The sequence below is a fragment of the Suttonella sp. genome, from assembly GCF_056855035.1.
The window spans coordinates 1-17,013 of sequence record NZ_JBXGGR010000020.1; the positions used below are offsets into that span (position 1 = coordinate 1).

General features: G+C 51.1%; 17 protein-coding genes and 1 pseudogene. 5 read left to right on the forward strand and 13 right to left on the reverse strand.

All coding sequences use genetic code 11. The annotated features are described in order from the left end of the window. A pseudogene (locus ACJHVI_RS01950) lies at positions 1-146 on the forward strand (IS30 family transposase); the annotation flags it as partial. An 85-nt stretch (positions 147-231) separates the two neighbouring features. Here the strand turns inward: ACJHVI_RS01950 and ACJHVI_RS01955 are convergent. The 6 genes from ACJHVI_RS01955 to surE all read right to left on the reverse strand — a co-directional run bounded on the left by ACJHVI_RS01955 (position 232) and on the right by surE (position 5,464). Then, positions 232-1,026, reverse strand: coding sequence for an enoyl-ACP reductase FabI (locus ACJHVI_RS01955; protein ID WP_483182896.1), 795 nt, complete (start codon positions 1,024-1,026; stop codon positions 232-234). A 328-nt stretch (positions 1,027-1,354) separates the two neighbouring features. Continuing rightward, entirely contained in the window at positions 1,355-1,996 is a 642-nt protein-coding gene (locus ACJHVI_RS01960) for a carbonic anhydrase (protein WP_483182897.1), read from the reverse strand. A 1-nt stretch (position 1,997) separates the two neighbouring features. Beyond that, positions 1,998-3,386, reverse strand: a complete 1,389-nt coding sequence (locus ACJHVI_RS01965) for a peptidoglycan-binding domain-containing protein (protein WP_483182898.1) — start codon at positions 3,384-3,386, stop codon at positions 1,998-2,000. Positions 3,387-3,399: 13 nt separating this feature from the next. Then, positions 3,400-3,993: an NUDIX domain-containing protein gene (locus ACJHVI_RS01970; protein ID WP_483182900.1), complete on the reverse strand. Its 594-nt coding sequence runs from the start codon at positions 3,991-3,993 to the stop codon at positions 3,400-3,402. A gap of 9 nt (positions 3,994-4,002) precedes the next feature. Further along, positions 4,003-4,707, reverse strand: a complete 705-nt coding sequence (locus ACJHVI_RS01975) for a peptidoglycan DD-metalloendopeptidase family protein (RefSeq protein ID WP_483182901.1) — start codon at positions 4,705-4,707, stop codon at positions 4,003-4,005. A gap of 7 nt (positions 4,708-4,714) precedes the next feature. Further along, on the reverse strand, positions 4,715-5,464 hold the full coding sequence (surE, locus tag ACJHVI_RS01980; RefSeq protein ID WP_483182903.1) for a 5'/3'-nucleotidase SurE: 750 nt from the start codon (positions 5,462-5,464) through the stop codon (positions 4,715-4,717). 180 nt (positions 5,465-5,644) lie between these two features. Between surE and htpX the strand changes: the two genes are divergently transcribed. Both htpX and ACJHVI_RS01990 read left to right on the forward strand, forming a co-directional pair. Continuing rightward, the gene (htpX, locus tag ACJHVI_RS01985) at positions 5,645-6,511 is read left to right on the forward strand and encodes a protease HtpX (RefSeq protein WP_483182905.1); all 867 of its coding nucleotides are present in this window, start codon (positions 5,645-5,647) and stop codon (positions 6,509-6,511) included. Then, positions 6,508-8,421: an ABC-F family ATP-binding cassette domain-containing protein gene (locus ACJHVI_RS01990; RefSeq protein WP_483182906.1), complete on the forward strand. Its 1,914-nt coding sequence runs from the start codon at positions 6,508-6,510 to the stop codon at positions 8,419-8,421. The genes htpX and ACJHVI_RS01990 overlap by 4 nt, the downstream gene beginning before the upstream one ends. Before the next feature lie 57 nt (positions 8,422-8,478). Here the strand turns inward: ACJHVI_RS01990 and truA are convergent, their stop codons facing one another. From truA to lptM, 4 genes are all read right to left on the reverse strand, one after another. Then, positions 8,479-9,270 (reverse strand): tRNA pseudouridine(38-40) synthase TruA, encoded by a 792-nt coding sequence (truA, locus tag ACJHVI_RS01995; RefSeq protein ID WP_483182908.1) that lies wholly within the window; start codon positions 9,268-9,270, stop codon positions 8,479-8,481. Beyond that, a complete protein-coding gene (locus tag ACJHVI_RS02000; protein ID WP_483182910.1) occupies positions 9,270-11,966 on the reverse strand; it encodes a FimV/HubP family polar landmark protein in 2,697 nt (898 codons plus the stop codon). The genes truA and ACJHVI_RS02000 overlap by 1 nt, the downstream gene beginning before the upstream one ends. A gap of 100 nt (positions 11,967-12,066) precedes the next feature. Then, the gene (lysA, locus tag ACJHVI_RS02005) at positions 12,067-13,320 is read right to left on the reverse strand and encodes a diaminopimelate decarboxylase (RefSeq protein WP_483182912.1); all 1,254 of its coding nucleotides are present in this window, start codon (positions 13,318-13,320) and stop codon (positions 12,067-12,069) included. Then, entirely contained in the window at positions 13,313-13,447 is a 135-nt protein-coding gene (lptM, locus tag ACJHVI_RS02010; RefSeq protein WP_112862624.1) for an LPS translocon maturation chaperone LptM, read from the reverse strand. The genes lysA and lptM overlap by 8 nt, the downstream gene beginning before the upstream one ends. Before the next feature lie 27 nt (positions 13,448-13,474). Here lptM and ACJHVI_RS02015 point away from each other — a divergent pair, with 27 nt between their 5' ends. Continuing rightward, positions 13,475-14,119 (forward strand): alpha/beta hydrolase, encoded by a 645-nt coding sequence (locus ACJHVI_RS02015; RefSeq protein ID WP_483182915.1) that lies wholly within the window; start codon positions 13,475-13,477, stop codon positions 14,117-14,119. An 81-nt stretch (positions 14,120-14,200) separates the two neighbouring features. Here the strand turns inward: ACJHVI_RS02015 and ACJHVI_RS02020 are convergent, their stop codons facing one another. Further along, positions 14,201-14,515, reverse strand: a complete 315-nt coding sequence (locus ACJHVI_RS02020) for a cell division protein ZapA (RefSeq protein WP_483182917.1) — start codon at positions 14,513-14,515, stop codon at positions 14,201-14,203. Further along, positions 14,508-14,927 (reverse strand): hypothetical protein, encoded by a 420-nt coding sequence (locus ACJHVI_RS02025; protein WP_483182919.1) that lies wholly within the window; start codon positions 14,925-14,927, stop codon positions 14,508-14,510. Before ACJHVI_RS02025 ends, ACJHVI_RS02020 begins: the two co-directional genes overlap by 8 nt. A gap of 180 nt (positions 14,928-15,107) precedes the next feature. Here ACJHVI_RS02025 and ACJHVI_RS02030 point away from each other — a divergent pair, with 180 nt between their 5' ends. After that, positions 15,108-15,599 carry a UPF0149 family protein gene (locus ACJHVI_RS02030; protein ID WP_483182921.1) on the forward strand — a complete coding sequence of 164 codons (492 nt, stop codon included), beginning with the start codon at positions 15,108-15,110 and terminating at the stop codon, positions 15,597-15,599. Here the strand turns inward: ACJHVI_RS02030 and rseP are convergent, their stop codons facing one another. Beyond that, positions 15,600-17,006: an RIP metalloprotease RseP gene (gene rseP / locus ACJHVI_RS02035; protein WP_483182923.1), complete on the reverse strand. Its 1,407-nt coding sequence runs from the start codon at positions 17,004-17,006 to the stop codon at positions 15,600-15,602. It abuts the gene before it with no gap. Between the last annotated feature and the right edge of the window lie 7 nt (positions 17,007-17,013).

Sequence of the window (17,013 nt, forward strand, 5' to 3'; positions counted from 1 at the left end):
CTAAGTCTGTGAGACTTGATAATCTCTGCGCTGAATTCATCAAAGAGATAGAGGACAATTTGAATAATCGTCCTCGTAAGGTGCTAGGCTTTATGACGCCATTGGAGGTTAAAGCTAGCTTTGGGCGCGTTGCACTTCATATTTGAATCTGCCATCAAATAAATCTTAACAATTATAAAAAACGCGAGCTGTTGCCCGCGTTTTTTTCATCACTATTACAAAAGCACGGCTTTATTCATCATCGCTCATTTGTACGGACGAGAAGATGTTATAGCCGCCGTCCACATAGGTAATTTCCCCTGTAATGCCCGAAGCCAAATCCGAGCAGAGGAATGCGGCGGTGTTGCCCACTTCTTCGATGGTAACGCAGCGTTTCAGCGGCGCGGTTTTCTCAAAGCCTTTAAGCATTTTGCGGAAGTCTTTAATGCCCGAGGCGGCAAGGGTGCGGATCGGGCCAGCCGAGATGCCGTTGACGCGAATGCCGTCTTGTCCCAAATCCGCCGCCAAATAGCGGATACTGGCTTCCAATGAGGCTTTGGCAAGTCCCATGGTATTGTAATTCGGCACGGCTTGCACAGCGCCCAGATAGCTTAGCGCCAATGCCGCCGCTTGGCGGTCTTTCATCAAAGGATAGGCATGGCGCATCAGGAGCGGGAAGGAATAGGCGCTGATTTCATGTGCCAGAGTGAAATTCTCGCGCGTGCAGCCGTCTAAAAAGCGTCCTTCGATGGCTTCGCGCGGCGCAAAGGCAATGGCATGTACCAAGCCGTCCAGCACGCCCCATTCTTGTTTGAGAACGGCGAATGCGTTTTCCACCTGCTCTTCATCGGCAACATCTAAAGGCAGATAGACTTTCACGCCGAATTCTTCGCCCATTTTTTCCACGCGCGATTTGAGTTTTTCGTTTTGATAAGAGAGGGCGATTTCCGCGCCTTCGCGGTGCATTGCCTGCGCAATGCCGTAGGCAATGGATAAATTGCTTGCCAAACCTGTGACTAAAATTTTCTTACCTTGTAAAAATCCCATGATTGTTCCTTATGTTGTATATGCAAAATTTGCAGCGGCACTATTGTAACCGCGCCGCTGCTGTTATCAAAAATTCCTTAGCGCTTAACTCTCTCCTGTAGGGAGGATAGAGGGGTAAACTCTTCTTATTCAGGGCAAGAGCTAGAGTCATGCTTTATCTGTTGTCCTGTATAGTCGAAGAATTGAAAAAGTATTACGGCGTTGGCTCGCCTTGCCGTACTATCTGTACTGTCTGCGGCTCGCCGCCTTGTACTACTTTTTCACTTCTCCGACTATAGAATAAGAGAATCGATTGCCTGATATAGGCAATCGATTGAGAGAATGAATACTAGCTAAATTTCATGCGGTAGGCGCGGCGTACTTGCCCTAAGCCGTTGAAGGTGCAATTGGTATCGATAATCCGCCCGCTGTGCATATCAAAAACCCAGCCATGCACAGCCAATTGCATTTTGCGATGCCAAGCGCGCTGCACAATCGAAGTCAGCGCCACCGAATGGGTCTGCTCGACCACATTCAGTTCCACCAAGCGGTTCACGCGTTGCTTTTCATCGGCAATCGCCTCAAGCTCTTCCTGATAGCGGTCGTACACATCTTGGATATGGCGCAGCCAGTTATCCAAAAGCCCCACCGGTTCGCGCGCCATTGCCGCCTGCACGCCGCCGCAGCCATAATGTCCGCAAACGATAATATGCTTCACCGCTAAAGCATTGACCGCGTAGTCTAAAACGCTCAGCAAATTGGTATCGGTATGCACCACCACATTGGCAATATTACGATGCACAAACACATCGCCAGGCTGAGTGTCGATAATGCGGTTTTCCGGCACGCGGCTGTCCGCGCATCCTATCCATAAGACTTGCGGATTTTGCCCCGCCGCCAGTTTGGTAAAATAATCAGGATCTTTGCGCAAACGCCGCTGCACCCAATCGCGGTTGCGTTGCAAGAGCTGATGATATAAATCTTCTGCCATGTTATTTACAACGCAAACTCAAGACGGTGCCGGTTTTGCTGATGACCGCATCGCACTGCTTATTCGCACCGGTAGCAAAATAAGTGCGACACCAGCCGGCATCTAATTTTTGTCCGTTGATATGACAATGGTTTTCCCCGCCGGTATAGACCAAAGTGCCGCTCACGGTAACAAAATTGCCTTTGCGCACACCACCGCTGATGCTGCTGCGTATGGCAGTTGCCGTGGCATCGCCGCTGACCGTCGGCGCGGTGGAAGTGCTTTGCAGACGCGTTTGCCGCGCCAGTGCTTCTTGCTTGGCGCGTTCTTCCTGCGCACGGCGTTCTGCCGCCGCTTTTTCCGCCTGCGCTTTGGCGGCTTCCTGCTGTTTGGCGCGTTCGCTTGCCAAACGCGCGGCTTCGGCTTGCTGCCGTGCAATCTCTGCCTGACGCGCTGCTTCCACCTGCTGTGCTGCTTGGGCGCGTTTTGCCGCCTCTGCGGCTTGCTGCTGCGCCAATTTCGCCGCTTGAGCTTGCTGAGCCAATTGAATCTGATGCGCCGCCTCCGCTTGTTTGGCCAATTGTGCCTGACGCGCCGCTTCCGCTTCTTTGGCAGCCAATGCGGCGGCTTTTTCTTCCGCTTCGCGGCGCGCTTTTTCCGCAGCTTGCGCTTGACGGCGGCGTTTCTCCGCTTCCTGCTTGGCTTTTGCCTGCGCCGCCAAAGCAGCTTTCTGTGCGGCGAGCGCTTCTTTTTCGCGCTGCTCAATCGCTACTTTAGTACGCTCATTATCGGCAATCATCAATTGATACATCAGTTGATAATCGATTTGCCCGAATTCCGGATGGTCTAATTTCTCGCGCATGCGGAAAGCGCGCATGGCTTTTTGCGTATTTGCGCCGATGATGCCGTCCGCCGCACCGCCGCCAAAACCCAAGCGATTCAAATCTTTTTGCACTTGCTTGGTAATTTGCACATAAAAAGCGGACAGCCAATCGCCGGCTATGCCGCCGCTTTGCTTCATACCCAAACTTTTTTGATAGCTTTTAACCGCTTGCTGGGTCGTTTGATTAAATATGCCGTCAATCGGACCGGCATCATGGTCGATATAGCGCATACCGGTCTGAATGAGGCGGATTAAGGCGGCGCTGTATTTACCTTTTTGCGCGGCATAGCTTTTTTCCAGTAAAGTCCGCAATTCCTCATTGCCCGTCAATGCCGCCACATCGTATAAAGTCAAGCCGCGTTCATTGCTAATGTCTAGGGGGCATTGCGCATTCTGGTAGGCTTCTATCGCATGATTATCGCTTTGATAAGCGGCAGAAAACAATGCCGCCGTATCGTTGCAATCAAGGGCTTGCGCCCACTGTGCCGACAGCAAAGCCAGCAGCAAAAAAGGATAGCGTAAGGACATTATCCACCTCTTTTTACATAAAATATTGCGGGTATTTCAAGACAAATGCCTGCAAAGCGATGAGCAAGGTGGAATTATCCGCCCGCCCCGATTGCAACAGCAGATAAGCCTCGGCAAAGGATAGGCGCACGACGCGGATATCTTCGCCTTCGGCACGTAAACCGGTATAAGCGGCGGTTTTGTCGGCATCGATGCGGGCAAAATATAAAATCGTCCGCCCTGCACTGCCGCCCGGACTGCCGTAATATTCATAAACAAATTCTAAGTCTTGGGCTGTGGTGCCGATTTCTTCCGCCAATTCGCGCTGCATTGCCGTTTCGGGGCTTTCGCCGGCTTTGTCCATAAAGCCCGCCACCACTTCTTTTTGCCAAGGCTGATCGCCCGCCGCCATGGCACCAATACGAAATTGCTCGACTAAAACGAATTCTTTGCGTGCCAAATCATAAGGCAAGGCGGCAACCACTCGCCCTTTCTTGCCCAAACATTCGCGGATGAGTTTACCGCTGCGGCTGCCGTCATAATATTCGATATCGACCACGTAGCGGCTGACGTGAAAAAAACCACTGTAAACGCTTTCCTCTTCTAAGACAGTATATTGATATTTCATGGGATATCCCTAATAACGCAGTGTGGTGCCGATATAACCGTAAGGATTGACCGCCTTGCCCTGCTTACGGGTTTCAAAATGCAGAGTCGGCATATTTTGCGAGCCGATGCCCATGGTGCCGATTTGCTGTCCGCGGCTTAACTTCTGCCCTTCTTTGACGTTCACGCTGTCCAGATAGCCATAGGCGGACAAAACGCGGTCGGGATGGCGGATGATAACCATGCGCCCGAAGCCGGATAAGCCCGTGCCGGTATAAGCCACTTCGCCGGCTGCCGCCGCATGAATGGCTTGTCCGCGTTGTCCGCGCACACGTATGCCCTGCCGTCCCGGTTCATTGGCGGAATATTGCTGCACCACGTCGCCACGCGTCGGCCAAGACCAACCGGGCAAACCGACGCTAGTTACTGTCGGCGCAATCACTTTGGCAGGCGTTACACCGCTTGGCGGCGTTAGGCGCAAACGTTGTCCCGCCAAAATGCGGTCTTTATCCGCAATTTGGTTCCAACGTGCCAATTCATTGATATCCAAACCATAGCGCCAAGAAATGCCGAATAAGGTATCGCCGGCCTGCACGATGTAATCACCACTAGGCTTGAGCGCACCGCGTTCGCCATGCAGCTGCGCCGCCGTCGGACGATGCGGATAAGAGCAAGCGCTCAACAGCAATAATGGCAAACACAATGCCAAACAATGCAAACTATTAGAAATTTTCATTTTTCACCTAATCCAATGCCAACCAGCACTCGACAGCGGCAAGCTGCGCGCGGTGGCTCAAATCAAATTGCAAGGGCGTGACCGACACAAAGCCCTCCGCCACCGCCGCAAAATCCGTATCCGCCTGCGCATCGTCTGCCATACCGAAAGCGCCGACCCACAAATACTCGTCGCCGCGCGGACTCTTCGCGCCTTGTGCAGGCTGCGCCGACAAACGCCGTCCCAAAACGGTCGTTTTAAAGCCTTTAATCTCCGCATAGGGCAAATCCGGAATATTGACGTTTAAAAACGCCCCCTGCGGCAGGGCATGTTTTTGCAGGCGTTTTAGCAAATCCACGACTATTAAAGCGGAATCGGCAAAATGCTGCGGACGACGCGCGACATTAGAAACCGCCATCGCCGGAAAACCCAAATTCCGTCCCTCATAAGCCGCCGCCACCGTACCGGAATATATTACGTCATCGCCTAAATTCGCCCCGCGGTTGATGCCTGAAATGACCATATCCGCTTTATGCTCGAAATAACCGTTCAAAGCCAAATGCACACAGTCGGCAGGCGTACCGTCCACACTGAACACATCATTGCCGTGCGCCTGCACGGATAAGGGGCGCGAAAGCGTCAGCGAATGGCTGGCGCCGCTCATATTGCGGTCAGGCGCCATAATCATCACCCGCTCGGCATGCGCGCGCAATGCCGCCGCCAATGCCTGCAAACCGGGTGCTAGATAACCGTCGTCATTTGAGAGTAAAAGCAACATAATCACCTCGCCGAAAACCGCCTGCCAATGTACCTTAAGCTAGCCCCTTTTATCAAGCCGAAAGCGCAGAAAAGACGGAATTTGACGCCTAAAAATGAGGGATTGAGACATCAGGGAAAAGCAAATGTTTTCGCTTATGTTATTATCCGTCCTTTCAATCATCTTGCAGGAAAGAATTCTATGAAAGCCGTTTTTCTACTGGTTGCGACCAATTTAGGCGTCATGGCGGTACTGAGCCTTGTCTTACAAGCACTCGGCATCCATCAAATACCGAATCAATCGGGCATGAACATGCAGACTTTGCTGATATACGCCAGCATTTACGGCTTTGCCGGTTCATTTATATCCCTGCTCATGTCGAAAAGTTTGGCAAAGCGGCAAATGCGCGTGCAACTGATTGATGCCGGCACGTCCAATCCCAGCGAACGCTGGCTTTACGACACCGTCAAACGCCAAGCGGAAAAAAGCGGCGTGGGGATGCCGGAAGTCGGCATCTTTCAGCAGCCGGCACCTAATGCTTTCGCCACAGGGCATAATAAAGACGCCGCCTTGGTCGCCGTCAGCACCGGCTTGCTGCAACACATGAATGCCGATGAAATCGAAGCGGTTCTAGGGCATGAAATGGCGCATGTAAAAAACGGCGACATGGTAACCTCCGCCCTCATTCAAGGCACGATTAACGCCTTTGTCATCGTCTTTGCCAGTCTCATCAGCAGCCTGCTTGCACGCGGCAACCGCCGTCAATCCGGCGCGGCATTTCACGGCACCTATATGCTCTTGCAAATGCTATTAGGCTTCTTAGGCTCGATGGTCGTCATGTGGCATTCGCGCCACCGCGAATTTGCCGCCGACCGCGGCGGCGCCGAACTGGCCGGCAAACACAAAATGATTGCCGCCCTGCGCCGCTTAGAACAAACCCAAGCCGCCGGCGCGCAAGGTGCTTTAGCGAAAGACTTCAAAGCCTTCGGCATCGTACCGATGAGCGGACTCTTTTCCACCCATCCGCCACTGGCAAAACGCATCGCCGCACTCGAGCAAAATCTATGATTACACTTAACCAATTGCGCCTAAGCCGCGGCAGCGACATCCTCTTCTCACAAGCCAATGCCGCCATTCACGGCGGACAAAGAATCGGCTTAGTCGGCAATAACGGCTGCGGCAAATCCAGCCTGTTTGCCCTGCTGCGCGGCGAAATCGAAGCCGACAGCGGCGAACTCATCATGCCGCCGGATTGGCGCATTGCCAGTGTCCGCCAAGAAACGCCTTCCCTGCCGCAATCCGCGCTTGACTACGTACTTGACGGACATCAGCCCTACCGTCAGGCGCAACATGCGCTCAAACAGGCAGAACAAGAGGCAAACGGACTCGCCATTGCCGCCGCACACGAGCAATTAGCCGCTATTCACGGCTATGCCCTGCCCGCCCAAGCCGGCGAACTCCTCAGCGGCTTGGGTTTCCTGCCTGCGCAGCAGCAATTGGCGGTCGCCGAATTTTCCGGCGGCTGGCGTATGCGGCTGAACCTTGCTCAAGCCCTCATCGCTCCTGCGGATTTATTACTGCTTGACGAACCCACCAACCACTTAGACCTAGATGCCATCATCTGGCTGCAAGACTTCTTGAAAAGCCACCCCGCCACGCAAATCATCATCGCCCACGACCGCGAATTTCTCGACAGCCTCTGCCAACACATCTGGCACATCAGCGGCAAACAACTGGAAAGCTACCGCGGCAACTACAGCCAATTTGAGCGCACCCGCCACGAACGCCGCCTCCAAGCCGACGTTCAATATGCCAAACAAGCCGCCCAACGCGCCCATCTGCAAAGTTTTGTTGACCGCTTCCGCGCCAAAGCCAGCAAAGCCAAACAAGCGCAAAGCCGCTTAAAAGCACTGGAAAAACTAGACGCTGCTCCGCCGCCGGCACAAGAACAAGGCTTTCAACTCGAATTCGCTACGCCTGAACATATTCCCGCCCAATTGCTCAAATTGGAAAAAACTACGCTTGGCTACGGCGAGACCAACATCCTTAAAGCCTTCAGCCTTGCCATTGAGCGCGAAGACCGCATCGGACTGCTCGGACGCAACGGCGCAGGCAAATCTACCCTCATGAAAGCCCTTGCCGGACTTGAAGTTATCCAAAGCGGCGAACGCAAAATCCACCAATACTGCCAAATCGGCTACTTTACCCAACACTCGCTCGACCGCCTTGAAGCCAGCCAAAGCCCCCTTTGGCATATGCAGCAAATCCTGCCCGCGCAAAGCGAACAAGAACATCGCAACTTCTTAGGCAATTACGGCTTCGGCGGCGACCGCGCCTATGATGCGATTGCGCCCTTTTCAGGCGGCGAAAAAGCGCGCCTTGCCCTTGCATTGATTATCGCTATGCGCCCAAACCTACTGCTTTTGGACGAACCCACCAACCACCTCGATCTTGCCATGCGCGACAGCCTTAACCTCGCCTTGCAAGCCTATGAAGGCGCGATGGTCATCATCTCTCACGACCGCAATATGCTGCGCACTACCTGCAACCGCTTCTTTCTAATCGATCAAGCCCAAGTCAGCCCCTTCGACGGCGATTTGGACGACTACCGCCGCCATCTCCAACAATCCCTACAAGCGCAGCTGGAAGCGACAAAACCCGATAAAGACAGCCCGGCACCACTTAGCCGCCAAAGCCAAAAACGCAATGAAGCGGAAATCCGCCGCCTATTGCGCCCTTTCAAACAAATCTTGGAAAAAGCGGAAGCCAAAGTCGCCGCATTAGAAGCACAAAAACAAACGATTGAAAATCAGCTGGCGGATGCCGACATCTATCTTGAAGAAAACAAAGACAAACTAAAGCAAATACTTGCCGAACAAAGCAATCTCCAACAAGCTCTTAATCAAGCAGAAGCGGCATGGCTGGAAGCGGCAGAAAATCTGCAGGCAGAAGAAATGAAATATACTCCCGAATCTTAGGAAATTTAACTTCTGCAGCTTCGCACAATATTCTTTTGAGCCGCAGAAGCCGTACAATCAACAGGGAAATAAAAGCGAAGCAGGCTGCGGAATACGATCTTCTGCCGGATAGTCCACGCGATAAAAATACAGACCATAGGCAGGCGCCGTCGGGCCTGCTTGGCGGCGGTCTTTGCCGACAAGTACATCGGCCAACCATTGCTTTGAGCGTCGACCATCGCCCACCATCAGCAAAGAACCTACGATATTACGCACCATATGATGCAAAAAAGCATTGCCCACAATATCAATCAGTAAGTAATTGCCGCACTGCCTAACATCCAAACGATGCAAAAAACGATTAGGACTGGCCGATTGGCATTCCGCCGCTCGAAAAGCGCTGAAATCATGCTCGCCTAATAATTGCCGGCCGGCAGCTTGCATCAGTGCTGCGTCTAATGGATAGCAATGCCAATAAGCACGCATACGCCATAAAGCGGAAGCATAAGGACTGTTTAATACGATATAGCGGTAATGGCGCCGATAAGCATCGTATCTTGCATGAAAATCTTCACGCACCGCCACAATCTGCTGCAAACGTATATCGGGCGGCAAATAGCGGTTTGCCCCTGCAAGCCAAGCATAGTCCGAGCGCTGGGCATGGGTGTCGAAATGAATGATTTGTCCTAAGGCATGTACGCCGGCATCGGTTCTGCCTGCGCATACGATTTCTATCGATTGATTGGCAATTTGCCCCAAAGCAAGCTCTACTTGCTCTTGAATCGTCGTCGATAAAAAAGGCTGGCGTTGCCAGCCTGAATAAGCACTGCCGTCATATTCGACAAGTGCCGCATAGCGATAATAAGACATTATGAGGGCAATTTAACCATGAGTTCTTGTGCAATTTTTTCTTGTTCGTCATTGCCTTTTTCCAGCACTTCTTCTAGCCAGGCGCGAACTTTTGCCACTTTCTCAGGTTTGATGCCGCTATTGATATAGGCAGCTGCCAAATCCAAATTAATGCTCATTGCTTCAATATCAGCCTCAGAAACGCTTGCTTTTTCTACAGGTGCCTCTTCTTCAGGCGCATCAAAATCAGGCACTTCAAAAGCGGCTATATCTTCAGAAGCATCTTCTGTTTCAAGCCTTGGCTGCTCATCAATAAGCAGACCGCTATCTTCGTCCATAAAGGACAGAGCATCCAAGACTGCAGAGTCTTCTTCTGCCGCTGGCGCTTCCTCTTCAACCGCTTTCTCTTCATCTATAGAAGAATCGGCAAAGAAGTCGAGCGATTCTGTATCAATAGCAGCAAAATCATTTTCCATAAGAGCAGGAGCTTCATGAGTATCTTCGCTTGATGTGTCATCTGATAAGAAAAGATCCAAATCATCAAAAACTTCGTCATCTGCTGTTGCCAATGGACTGCTTTGACCGGCTTTTGCATCCGCATCGGAGTCGGTGAAAAAGTCTTCCACATCATCAAAGACATCTGTTGAAACATGGGCAGATTCTTTTTGATGCGTTTGACTTAACTGCGGATTTTGATCAACATCGGCAAAGAAGTCATCCAAACCTTCAAATGATTGGCTGTCAATCCGAGTGGCGCTCATTTCATGCTGACTGTGATTTTGCACTTGCGCATCGGCATCGGCAAAGAAATCGTCTAAAGCATCAAGCTGCGTTTCATCATTATTGTCTTGAGAGGATTTGCCTAAGCTGAGCGGCTCAAGATCTGGCGCAGTATCGGAGGGCTCGTCATTTGCAAAGAATGTATTGTCATAATCTGACTGTTCGACTTTATTTAGCGACAGAGAAGAATCATTTTCCAATTCATCTTCCTCAATCAATGCCGCAAGGCGTTGTTCTTCTGCTTCGCCCATGCTGTCGGCTAAAGCCTGAATTTCTTCTTCGCTCATATCAGTACCGGCAGCGGCTCTGCGTTTTTTCGCTGCCGCCAATCCTGCCAAAGCCAATAGCGCGATCAATAACCCCCCAATCGAGGCAACCGCCCATAATGGCAGACCGAATAAAAAGCCTTCATCTTCTTGTATAGGAGCAGCAGGCGGCGGTGGCGGCGGAGTATTTGCCGGTTTTTGCGGTTCTGCCGCTGCAGTTTGCGGTTCAGCTATCGGTGCTGCGACAGGCTCGGCTTCCTGTGCCAGCATTTCGCTTACGACCGCTTCTTCTACTTGAGCAGGCGCCACAGCAGGCTCTGGCACATTTGGCGTTTGCGGATTAAGTTCTTGCTCGGCAGTATTTTCAGCGGCTTCAACAGGCTCGTTTTGCGCCTCTTGAATCACTTCTTCTGTACTCGTTACGATGAGGTTTTCATTAGTAGCATCGATGCTATCGACATCATCCAAAGCCATTACCGTATTAGCATCTGCTGAAGGTGCTTGCTCCGCTGGCAAATCGTTTTCTGCTTCTGTTGTCTGCGAACTTTCTGTGATGATTATTTCCGCCGTCTCAGCTGTTTCGGCATTTGGAGATTGCTCGGCTGCTAATTTTGCCGCCTCGGCTTCGGCAGCTGCAATTTCCTCAGCGCTCATCTCAACAGGACGCACATCCTCTTCATTAGCGGCTGAAGTAATCACATCTGCAATTTGTGCGCCTGTTTTTGCCTCGGCTTGGCGGCTTCTCTGACTTGCGGGCCGGGTTTCTTCGCTATCGGTATTGGCGCTGCTGCGTCGGCTGCTGCTAGAAGCACTGGGATTGCTTGGGATAACTAAGGTTTGCCCCGCCATCAGGCTATCCATGCTGTTGCTTGCAAATGCGCGGCGATTGGCATTAAAAATCGCGCGCATCATTGTTTGCACGGATACGTTGCTAGGACGCGTTGCATTAGCAATCGAATATAAAGTTTCTCCGCGTCCTACCGGTCCGTAACGATTGCCGCTGATGCGCGCGCTATTTGCGCGCGTTTGCTGCGTGGCAGCTGCTCTGGCTTTAGGCGCTGAGGCAGGTTGAGCGGAAGCGATAGGCTCACTAGCAATCGTCTGTCCGTGTAGGGCAACACGCTGCGCGCCCGGAGGAACGTCTCCCCAACCCGAGCTATGCGGTGATGCTGCTTGAATAGTAGGATTGGGCGCCGCCATCGGTTGGGCTACCGCTTGTGCGGGCGGTACATTCACCACAGCCGGTGCAATACCTGCTTTTGCCGCCGGATCCGGATCTAAAAATACAGAATATTCGCGGGTATGGACTTCTGCGCCGCTTCTAAATGTCAGAACAAAGTTTACGAAAGGCTCGTTCATGCGTGCGGCGCTCGATACGGCGATCGTATAAGCATTGCCGCTAGGAACCAAGCGGAATGCCAAAGAAGATTGCTCAGGAGTTTTGACGACGCCGCGTTTGCTGTATTCCGCACCATCGGCTAGAGCCACACTGGCGCCTTGCGCTTGGGCAGGCGTGAGACCGTTAACGCGAATGGCTGCATTTAGAGGTTGTCCCATGTATGAATTCACTTGAATAGGACCTAAAGAGGCAGCATAAGTAAAATGCGTTACTCCCACTCCTAATGCTAAGCCAATAAGTGCCCGAATTGTTTGGGGGCGATGTCCTTTCATATTCTCTCCTTAGAAAAAAAATCCTACCATGCAGGCATGATGCGCGAAATTATAAGCAGACTGCTCTGTTGTGGCAAGTAAAAAGCGCATTTACGACAGACTATTCGATAAAGCCCGTGCCAATTTCATTTTCCCATAGCTGTTCGTAAGAATCGCGGCGGCGGATTAAGCTGGCTTGACCATTTTCAATCCATACTTCCGCTGCCTGCAAACGGCTGTTGTAGCGGCTGGCCATCGACATACCATAAGCGCCTACCCCGGCAATGGCGATTAAATCGCCCGCTTGGGCGGCGATAGACACGGCTTTTCGCAGCGTATCGCCCGTTTCGCAAACAGGCCCGACAATATCGCTCTCCTGTTCGCCTTCCATGCGATCAAGATTGCGCACAGGCGGCTGCGCTTGATATAGCGCAGGACGCATGTAATCGTTCATGGCGGCATCGATAATGACAAATTGCTTTTCTGATTGCCGCTTAACGCTCAACACCCGACTGAGCAATATTGCCTGATTGCCGACCAATGAGCGCCCCGGCTGCAAATGCAGGACATAATCGCTGTTTGCCAAAACCTCGCTATATAGGGCAAGCAAATCCTGCGGCGCAGGCACTTCTTGCCCCGCCTGCATTTGAATCCCCAAACCGCCGCCCATATCAATATGAGAAATGGCGATTCCCTGTGCGCACAAACGCTCTGCTAATGATTTAATGCTTTCTACAGCCTCTCGAAAAGGCGATAATTGCGTAATCTGCGAACCGATATGACAGCCCAGACCGATAATTTCCAAATCGCTGCATTGCGCCGCCGCTTGATAAAGCCGCTCAGCATCTTCGATGGCAATGCCGAATTTATTATCTTTCATGCCTGTTGAAATATAAGGATGCGTTTTGGCATCGACATTCGGATTGACGCGCAAAGCGATTTTCGCTTTTTTCCCCATCTGCTTAGCCACATCTGCCAATTGCCATAATTCCGCTTCGGATTCCACATTAAAACAGCCGATTTCCGCGGCTAAAGCATAGCGCAACTCCTCTTGCGTTTTTCCTACACCGGAAAAAACAATATCCGCCGCCTTACCGCCCACCATTTGTACCCGCCGCAATTCGCCCAATGACACAATATCGAAACCGGCGCCCCATTGCGCCATTTTGGCCAACAAACTCAAATTGCTATTGGCCTTGACCGCATAATGGATTTTCGCTTGAAGCGCCGCTTGCTGATAAGCAAGCAAACGGGCATGAATCTCATTGCCGTCATACACATAGAGCGGCGAACCGTATTGTTCGACCAAATCATGTAAAGCGATGCCCTGCACCTTTGCGCCGTCCAGCCATGCCCAATAAGCGGCTTTACTCATTAATATTCTCCTGTGCTTCTTGCGCAGGCGGATTGGCGCTTAGCGTTTCAGGCTCGGCTAAGTATAATGGACCTTTCTGACCGCAAGCGCTGAGAAGCAGCGCCAACACTACAATACTTACTTTCATTAACTCTCTCGCTAAAAAAGGAAAATTATGACACAAGCACTCACACAAATCATACGCGGCGCAGATAAAAACGCGACGCACTGCATCATTTGGCTACACGGACTGGGGGCGACACCCGATGATTTCCTACCCATTCTGCCTTATTTGTCCTTACAAAACAGTACGAAAATTATTTTCCCGCAAGCTCCCTCGCGTGCGATTACCGTCAATAACAGTATGTATATGCCCGGTTGGTACGATATCGTCGATTTTACTTTGCGCGATGCAGATGCCGCCGGCATCGAGCAAAGCGCCGCTCAAATCCGTGCAATTTATCAAAGCCAAATTGACGCCGGCATTCCTGCCCGACAAATTTATTTCGCAGGCTTTTCACAAGGCGGCGTGATTGCCCTGCATCTTGGCACGCGGGTTCTCTGCGGCGGCATTTTAGCCCTCTCTACCTATCTTGCCCAAGCGCAAGAATTACCTGTCGCCGGCTATGCCGCACCGGCAATTCTGCAAATGCACGGACACCATGACCCCATAGTTAATTATCAATTGGGAGAAAAGGCTCATGAAATCTTAAAATCTAAAGCTTATGCGCCGGTGTGGAAAAGCTATGAAATGGGCCACGAAATCATAGCGCCGCAAATTAGCGATATGGCGCAATGGCTTAAAGCGCAGGGTTTGTAAAACACAGCCGTATCCGACGCATAATTTAAGGCTCTTAGCAGCATCAACGCCAAGAGCCTTGTATTTTACCAACAATGACGCTCAGGATTCCTGCGTATTAGCCTCTGCAAGCGCCGCATCAAGCGCATCTGCCAAGCGCTTTGCCGACTCGTTAACAATACGGACTTCCTTAGTCAGGGTTTCTCTTTCCTGCTGCAAATCAAAAGCCATTTGAATCGCGCCCATCATGACCAAACGCTCAATCGGCACGCGCGGATTGCTGCGGCGCATTTCGGTTAATTGAATATTCAAATTATCCGCCGCTTCAATCAAGGCATTGCGCTCATGCGCTTCGCACATCAATTGATATTCGCTTTCCAGCACTTGCAGATTGACTTTTATTTTTTGCTTACTCATGTTCCACTCCTCTCACGCGCGCAATCAAAGCGGCTTTGACATTTCTTTCTTGTTTTAATTCCTGATGCAGCGCGTCAAAGCGCAATTCATTTTCCGCCTGCTGTTGCTGAAAAGTAATATCATGTTTTTGTTGCAATTCCTGCAACTGCTGATTCAGCGCGGCGACATCTCGTTCATAGCGCGTATTCCATTGCTGCTCCAACACATTTAAAGATTCGCGATGCGAATCGCCCTGTGCGGCAAGCACTTCTGCATTCTTATCCACGGTTAAACGGAATTCCTCTTGCAATTTGGCATGTTGATTTTGCAAATCGGCAAAATCTTTTTGCAATTTCCGCCATCGCTTTAATACATTGCTGGCTTGTTTTTCAATTCTTTTTAATTCATCAATTGGCAATCGTTCAACTGACATCGCATTCAATCCTGTTTTTCGTCTTTAACACTCCGCTGCTCATGCTTTTTAAATCCCAAAAGCCCGACATTAGGCTTTTTATATTTAAAATCATATGATTAACCACCATATTTTGATTTAAACCGCTACCGCAGCCGAAACTTCGCTTATACTACCATTTTTTTCACATAAGGACACATAATGCCCACACTAAATTATGCCGCCCTCGCCGCTTTAATCGCTCAAGAAGGCTGGTGGTTTGACGGCGCGGAATTGCATGGCATGCTCAGTGCATTTTCCGCCTTCAATCAAGCCGCTCTCGCCCCCAATCTGCTGGCAGAAGCCGATGCGCAGCAGTTAAGCGAGGAATTGCTGGCGCATTGCGACAGCAGTTTGCAAGACAATTCCCTGACTTATCAACTCTTGCTCAGCGACGAAGAGCCGCTGTTCTTGCGCGCCGAAAGCCTCGTGAATTGGTGTCAGGGATTTTTGCTGGCTTATCAATTCATGCAGGAACAGGGCAAATTAGAGATCAAAGACGAAAGCATCGGACAATTCATTACGGAGCTGCGCGAAATTGCCGAATTAGATACCGCTTTGGAAGATAATGAAGACAATGCCCGCCAATTAACTGATATAGAAGAGCATTGCCGTCTGGGGGTGCTGATGATTTATGCAGAATATCACCATTGATTAGCGGATAACATAGCGCCACAGATCGTTGAGTAAGACCAGTGCCATAAAACTCAGCACGAGGCTTGTACCGACCCGATAGCACCAAGTCATGGTTTTTTCCGACAAACCTTTGCCGCGAATGGTTTCCAGCGCGGTAAAGACCATATGCCCGCCGTCTAACATCGGAATCGGCAATAAATTGATCGCTGCCAAAGACAGGCTCACAATGCCGAGGAAATTCAAAAATTCTTCCCAGCCGATTTTTAAGGTTTTACCCGCCGCATCGCCGATAGTAATCGGACCGCCCATATTGTCAAAAGAGATTTGACGCTGAATCAGGCGCCTGAACATGGCAAAAGTCATGTGTACATAGCCAACTGTTTTTTCCACACCTTTGCCCAATGATGTCAGAGGAGAATAGCGTTCCACAATTTCATATCGGGCGAAGAAATCGCGGTTAGGCATCCGCATCCATGCCACGCCTAAGAAAGGATAGATTTTGTCCTCGACGATTTGCTGTCCCAGCTGTCCGGTCACGCTGAATTCCTGCCCCTCGCGCAGAATATGCAAGGTAACCGTATCCTGCGGTTTCATCGTAAATAATTTATCCGAGATACGGAAAGCGCCGTCATGTTCCTGCAGGGCTTCGCCGTTAATCGCTAAAATCTGATCGCCGACCTGCAAACCCATTTGTGCGGCGGCAAAAGTGCTGCCTTCATGCAGACGGTAAGCAACGCGATCCTTTTCCGTCAACACCGCGCCCACTTTCGCCGGCCACCACTCGTCAGCCAAATACATGCCCAAGACCGGCGCCATATTCAGCTCATCGCCCGCTTTCAGCCCCGATAAATCCAATTGCGCCGCCCCTTGCTGTCCGTCACGCTGATATTGCACCTCTATCACGCCGCGATCGGCAGTCGCCAATGCCACATGGGCATCAGTCGCCAATTTAACCGTCCGCCCGTCAATTTTCGTAATCACATCGCCTGCTGCCAAGCCGGCATTAGCCGCCAAACTCTGCGGCGCAACATGCAATACCGTCGGCGAAATCCCTTTCACTCCCAGCATAAACAAGAGCGCAAAAGCCAAAATGGCAAACAAAAGATTAACCGCTGGACCGGCAAAGGCAATCAAAAACCGCTGCCATGCTGGACGACCGGAAAAGGTCCGCGCCTTATCTTCTGCGGGAATCTCTTCGCCTTCTTTTTCGCCGTACATTTGCACGAACCCGCCTAGGGGAATCGGCGCCAGCGTATATTGCGTGCCGTCTTTTTTACCCGTCCAGCTTAAAATCGGTTTGCCGAAACCCAAAGAAAAACGCAGAATTTTAACGCCGAAAAAGCGCGCTACCGCAAAATGTCCCCATTCGTGAATCGTAACCAATACGCCGATGGTAATCAAAAATCCTAAAATTCCCCAAATCATTATTTAT

Coding starts and splice junctions, on each gene's coding strand:
- ACJHVI_RS01955 (WP_483182896.1), bottom strand. CDS start 1,026: ATGGGATTTTTACAAGGTAAGAAAATTTTAGTCACAGGTTTGGCAAGC.
- ACJHVI_RS01960 (WP_483182897.1), bottom strand. CDS start 1,996: ATGGCAGAAGATTTATATCATCAGCTCTTGCAACGCAACCGCGATTGG.
- ACJHVI_RS01965 (WP_483182898.1), bottom strand. CDS start 3,386: ATGTCCTTACGCTATCCTTTTTTGCTGCTGGCTTTGCTGTCGGCACAG.
- ACJHVI_RS01970 (WP_483182900.1), bottom strand. CDS start 3,993: ATGAAATATCAATATACTGTCTTAGAAGAGGAAAGCGTTTACAGTGGT.
- ACJHVI_RS01975 (WP_483182901.1), bottom strand. CDS start 4,707: ATGAAAATTTCTAATAGTTTGCATTGTTTGGCATTGTGTTTGCCATTA.
- surE (WP_483182903.1), bottom strand. CDS start 5,464: ATGTTGCTTTTACTCTCAAATGACGACGGTTATCTAGCACCCGGTTTG.
- htpX (WP_483182905.1), top strand. CDS start 5,645: ATGAAAGCCGTTTTTCTACTGGTTGCGACCAATTTAGGCGTCATGGCG.
- ACJHVI_RS01990 (WP_483182906.1), top strand. CDS start 6,508: ATGATTACACTTAACCAATTGCGCCTAAGCCGCGGCAGCGACATCCTC.
- truA (WP_483182908.1), bottom strand. CDS start 9,270: ATGTCTTATTATCGCTATGCGGCACTTGTCGAATATGACGGCAGTGCT.
- ACJHVI_RS02000 (WP_483182910.1), bottom strand. CDS start 11,966: ATGAAAGGACATCGCCCCCAAACAATTCGGGCACTTATTGGCTTAGCA.
- lysA (WP_483182912.1), bottom strand. CDS start 13,320: ATGAGTAAAGCCGCTTATTGGGCATGGCTGGACGGCGCAAAGGTGCAG.
- lptM (WP_112862624.1), bottom strand. CDS start 13,447: ATGAAAGTAAGTATTGTAGTGTTGGCGCTGCTTCTCAGCGCTTGCGGT.
- ACJHVI_RS02015 (WP_483182915.1), top strand. CDS start 13,475: ATGACACAAGCACTCACACAAATCATACGCGGCGCAGATAAAAACGCG.
- ACJHVI_RS02020 (WP_483182917.1), bottom strand. CDS start 14,515: ATGAGTAAGCAAAAAATAAAAGTCAATCTGCAAGTGCTGGAAAGCGAA.
- ACJHVI_RS02025 (WP_483182919.1), bottom strand. CDS start 14,927: ATGTCAGTTGAACGATTGCCAATTGATGAATTAAAAAGAATTGAAAAA.
- ACJHVI_RS02030 (WP_483182921.1), top strand. CDS start 15,108: ATGCCCACACTAAATTATGCCGCCCTCGCCGCTTTAATCGCTCAAGAA.
- rseP (WP_483182923.1), bottom strand. CDS start 17,006: ATGATTTGGGGAATTTTAGGATTTTTGATTACCATCGGCGTATTGGTT.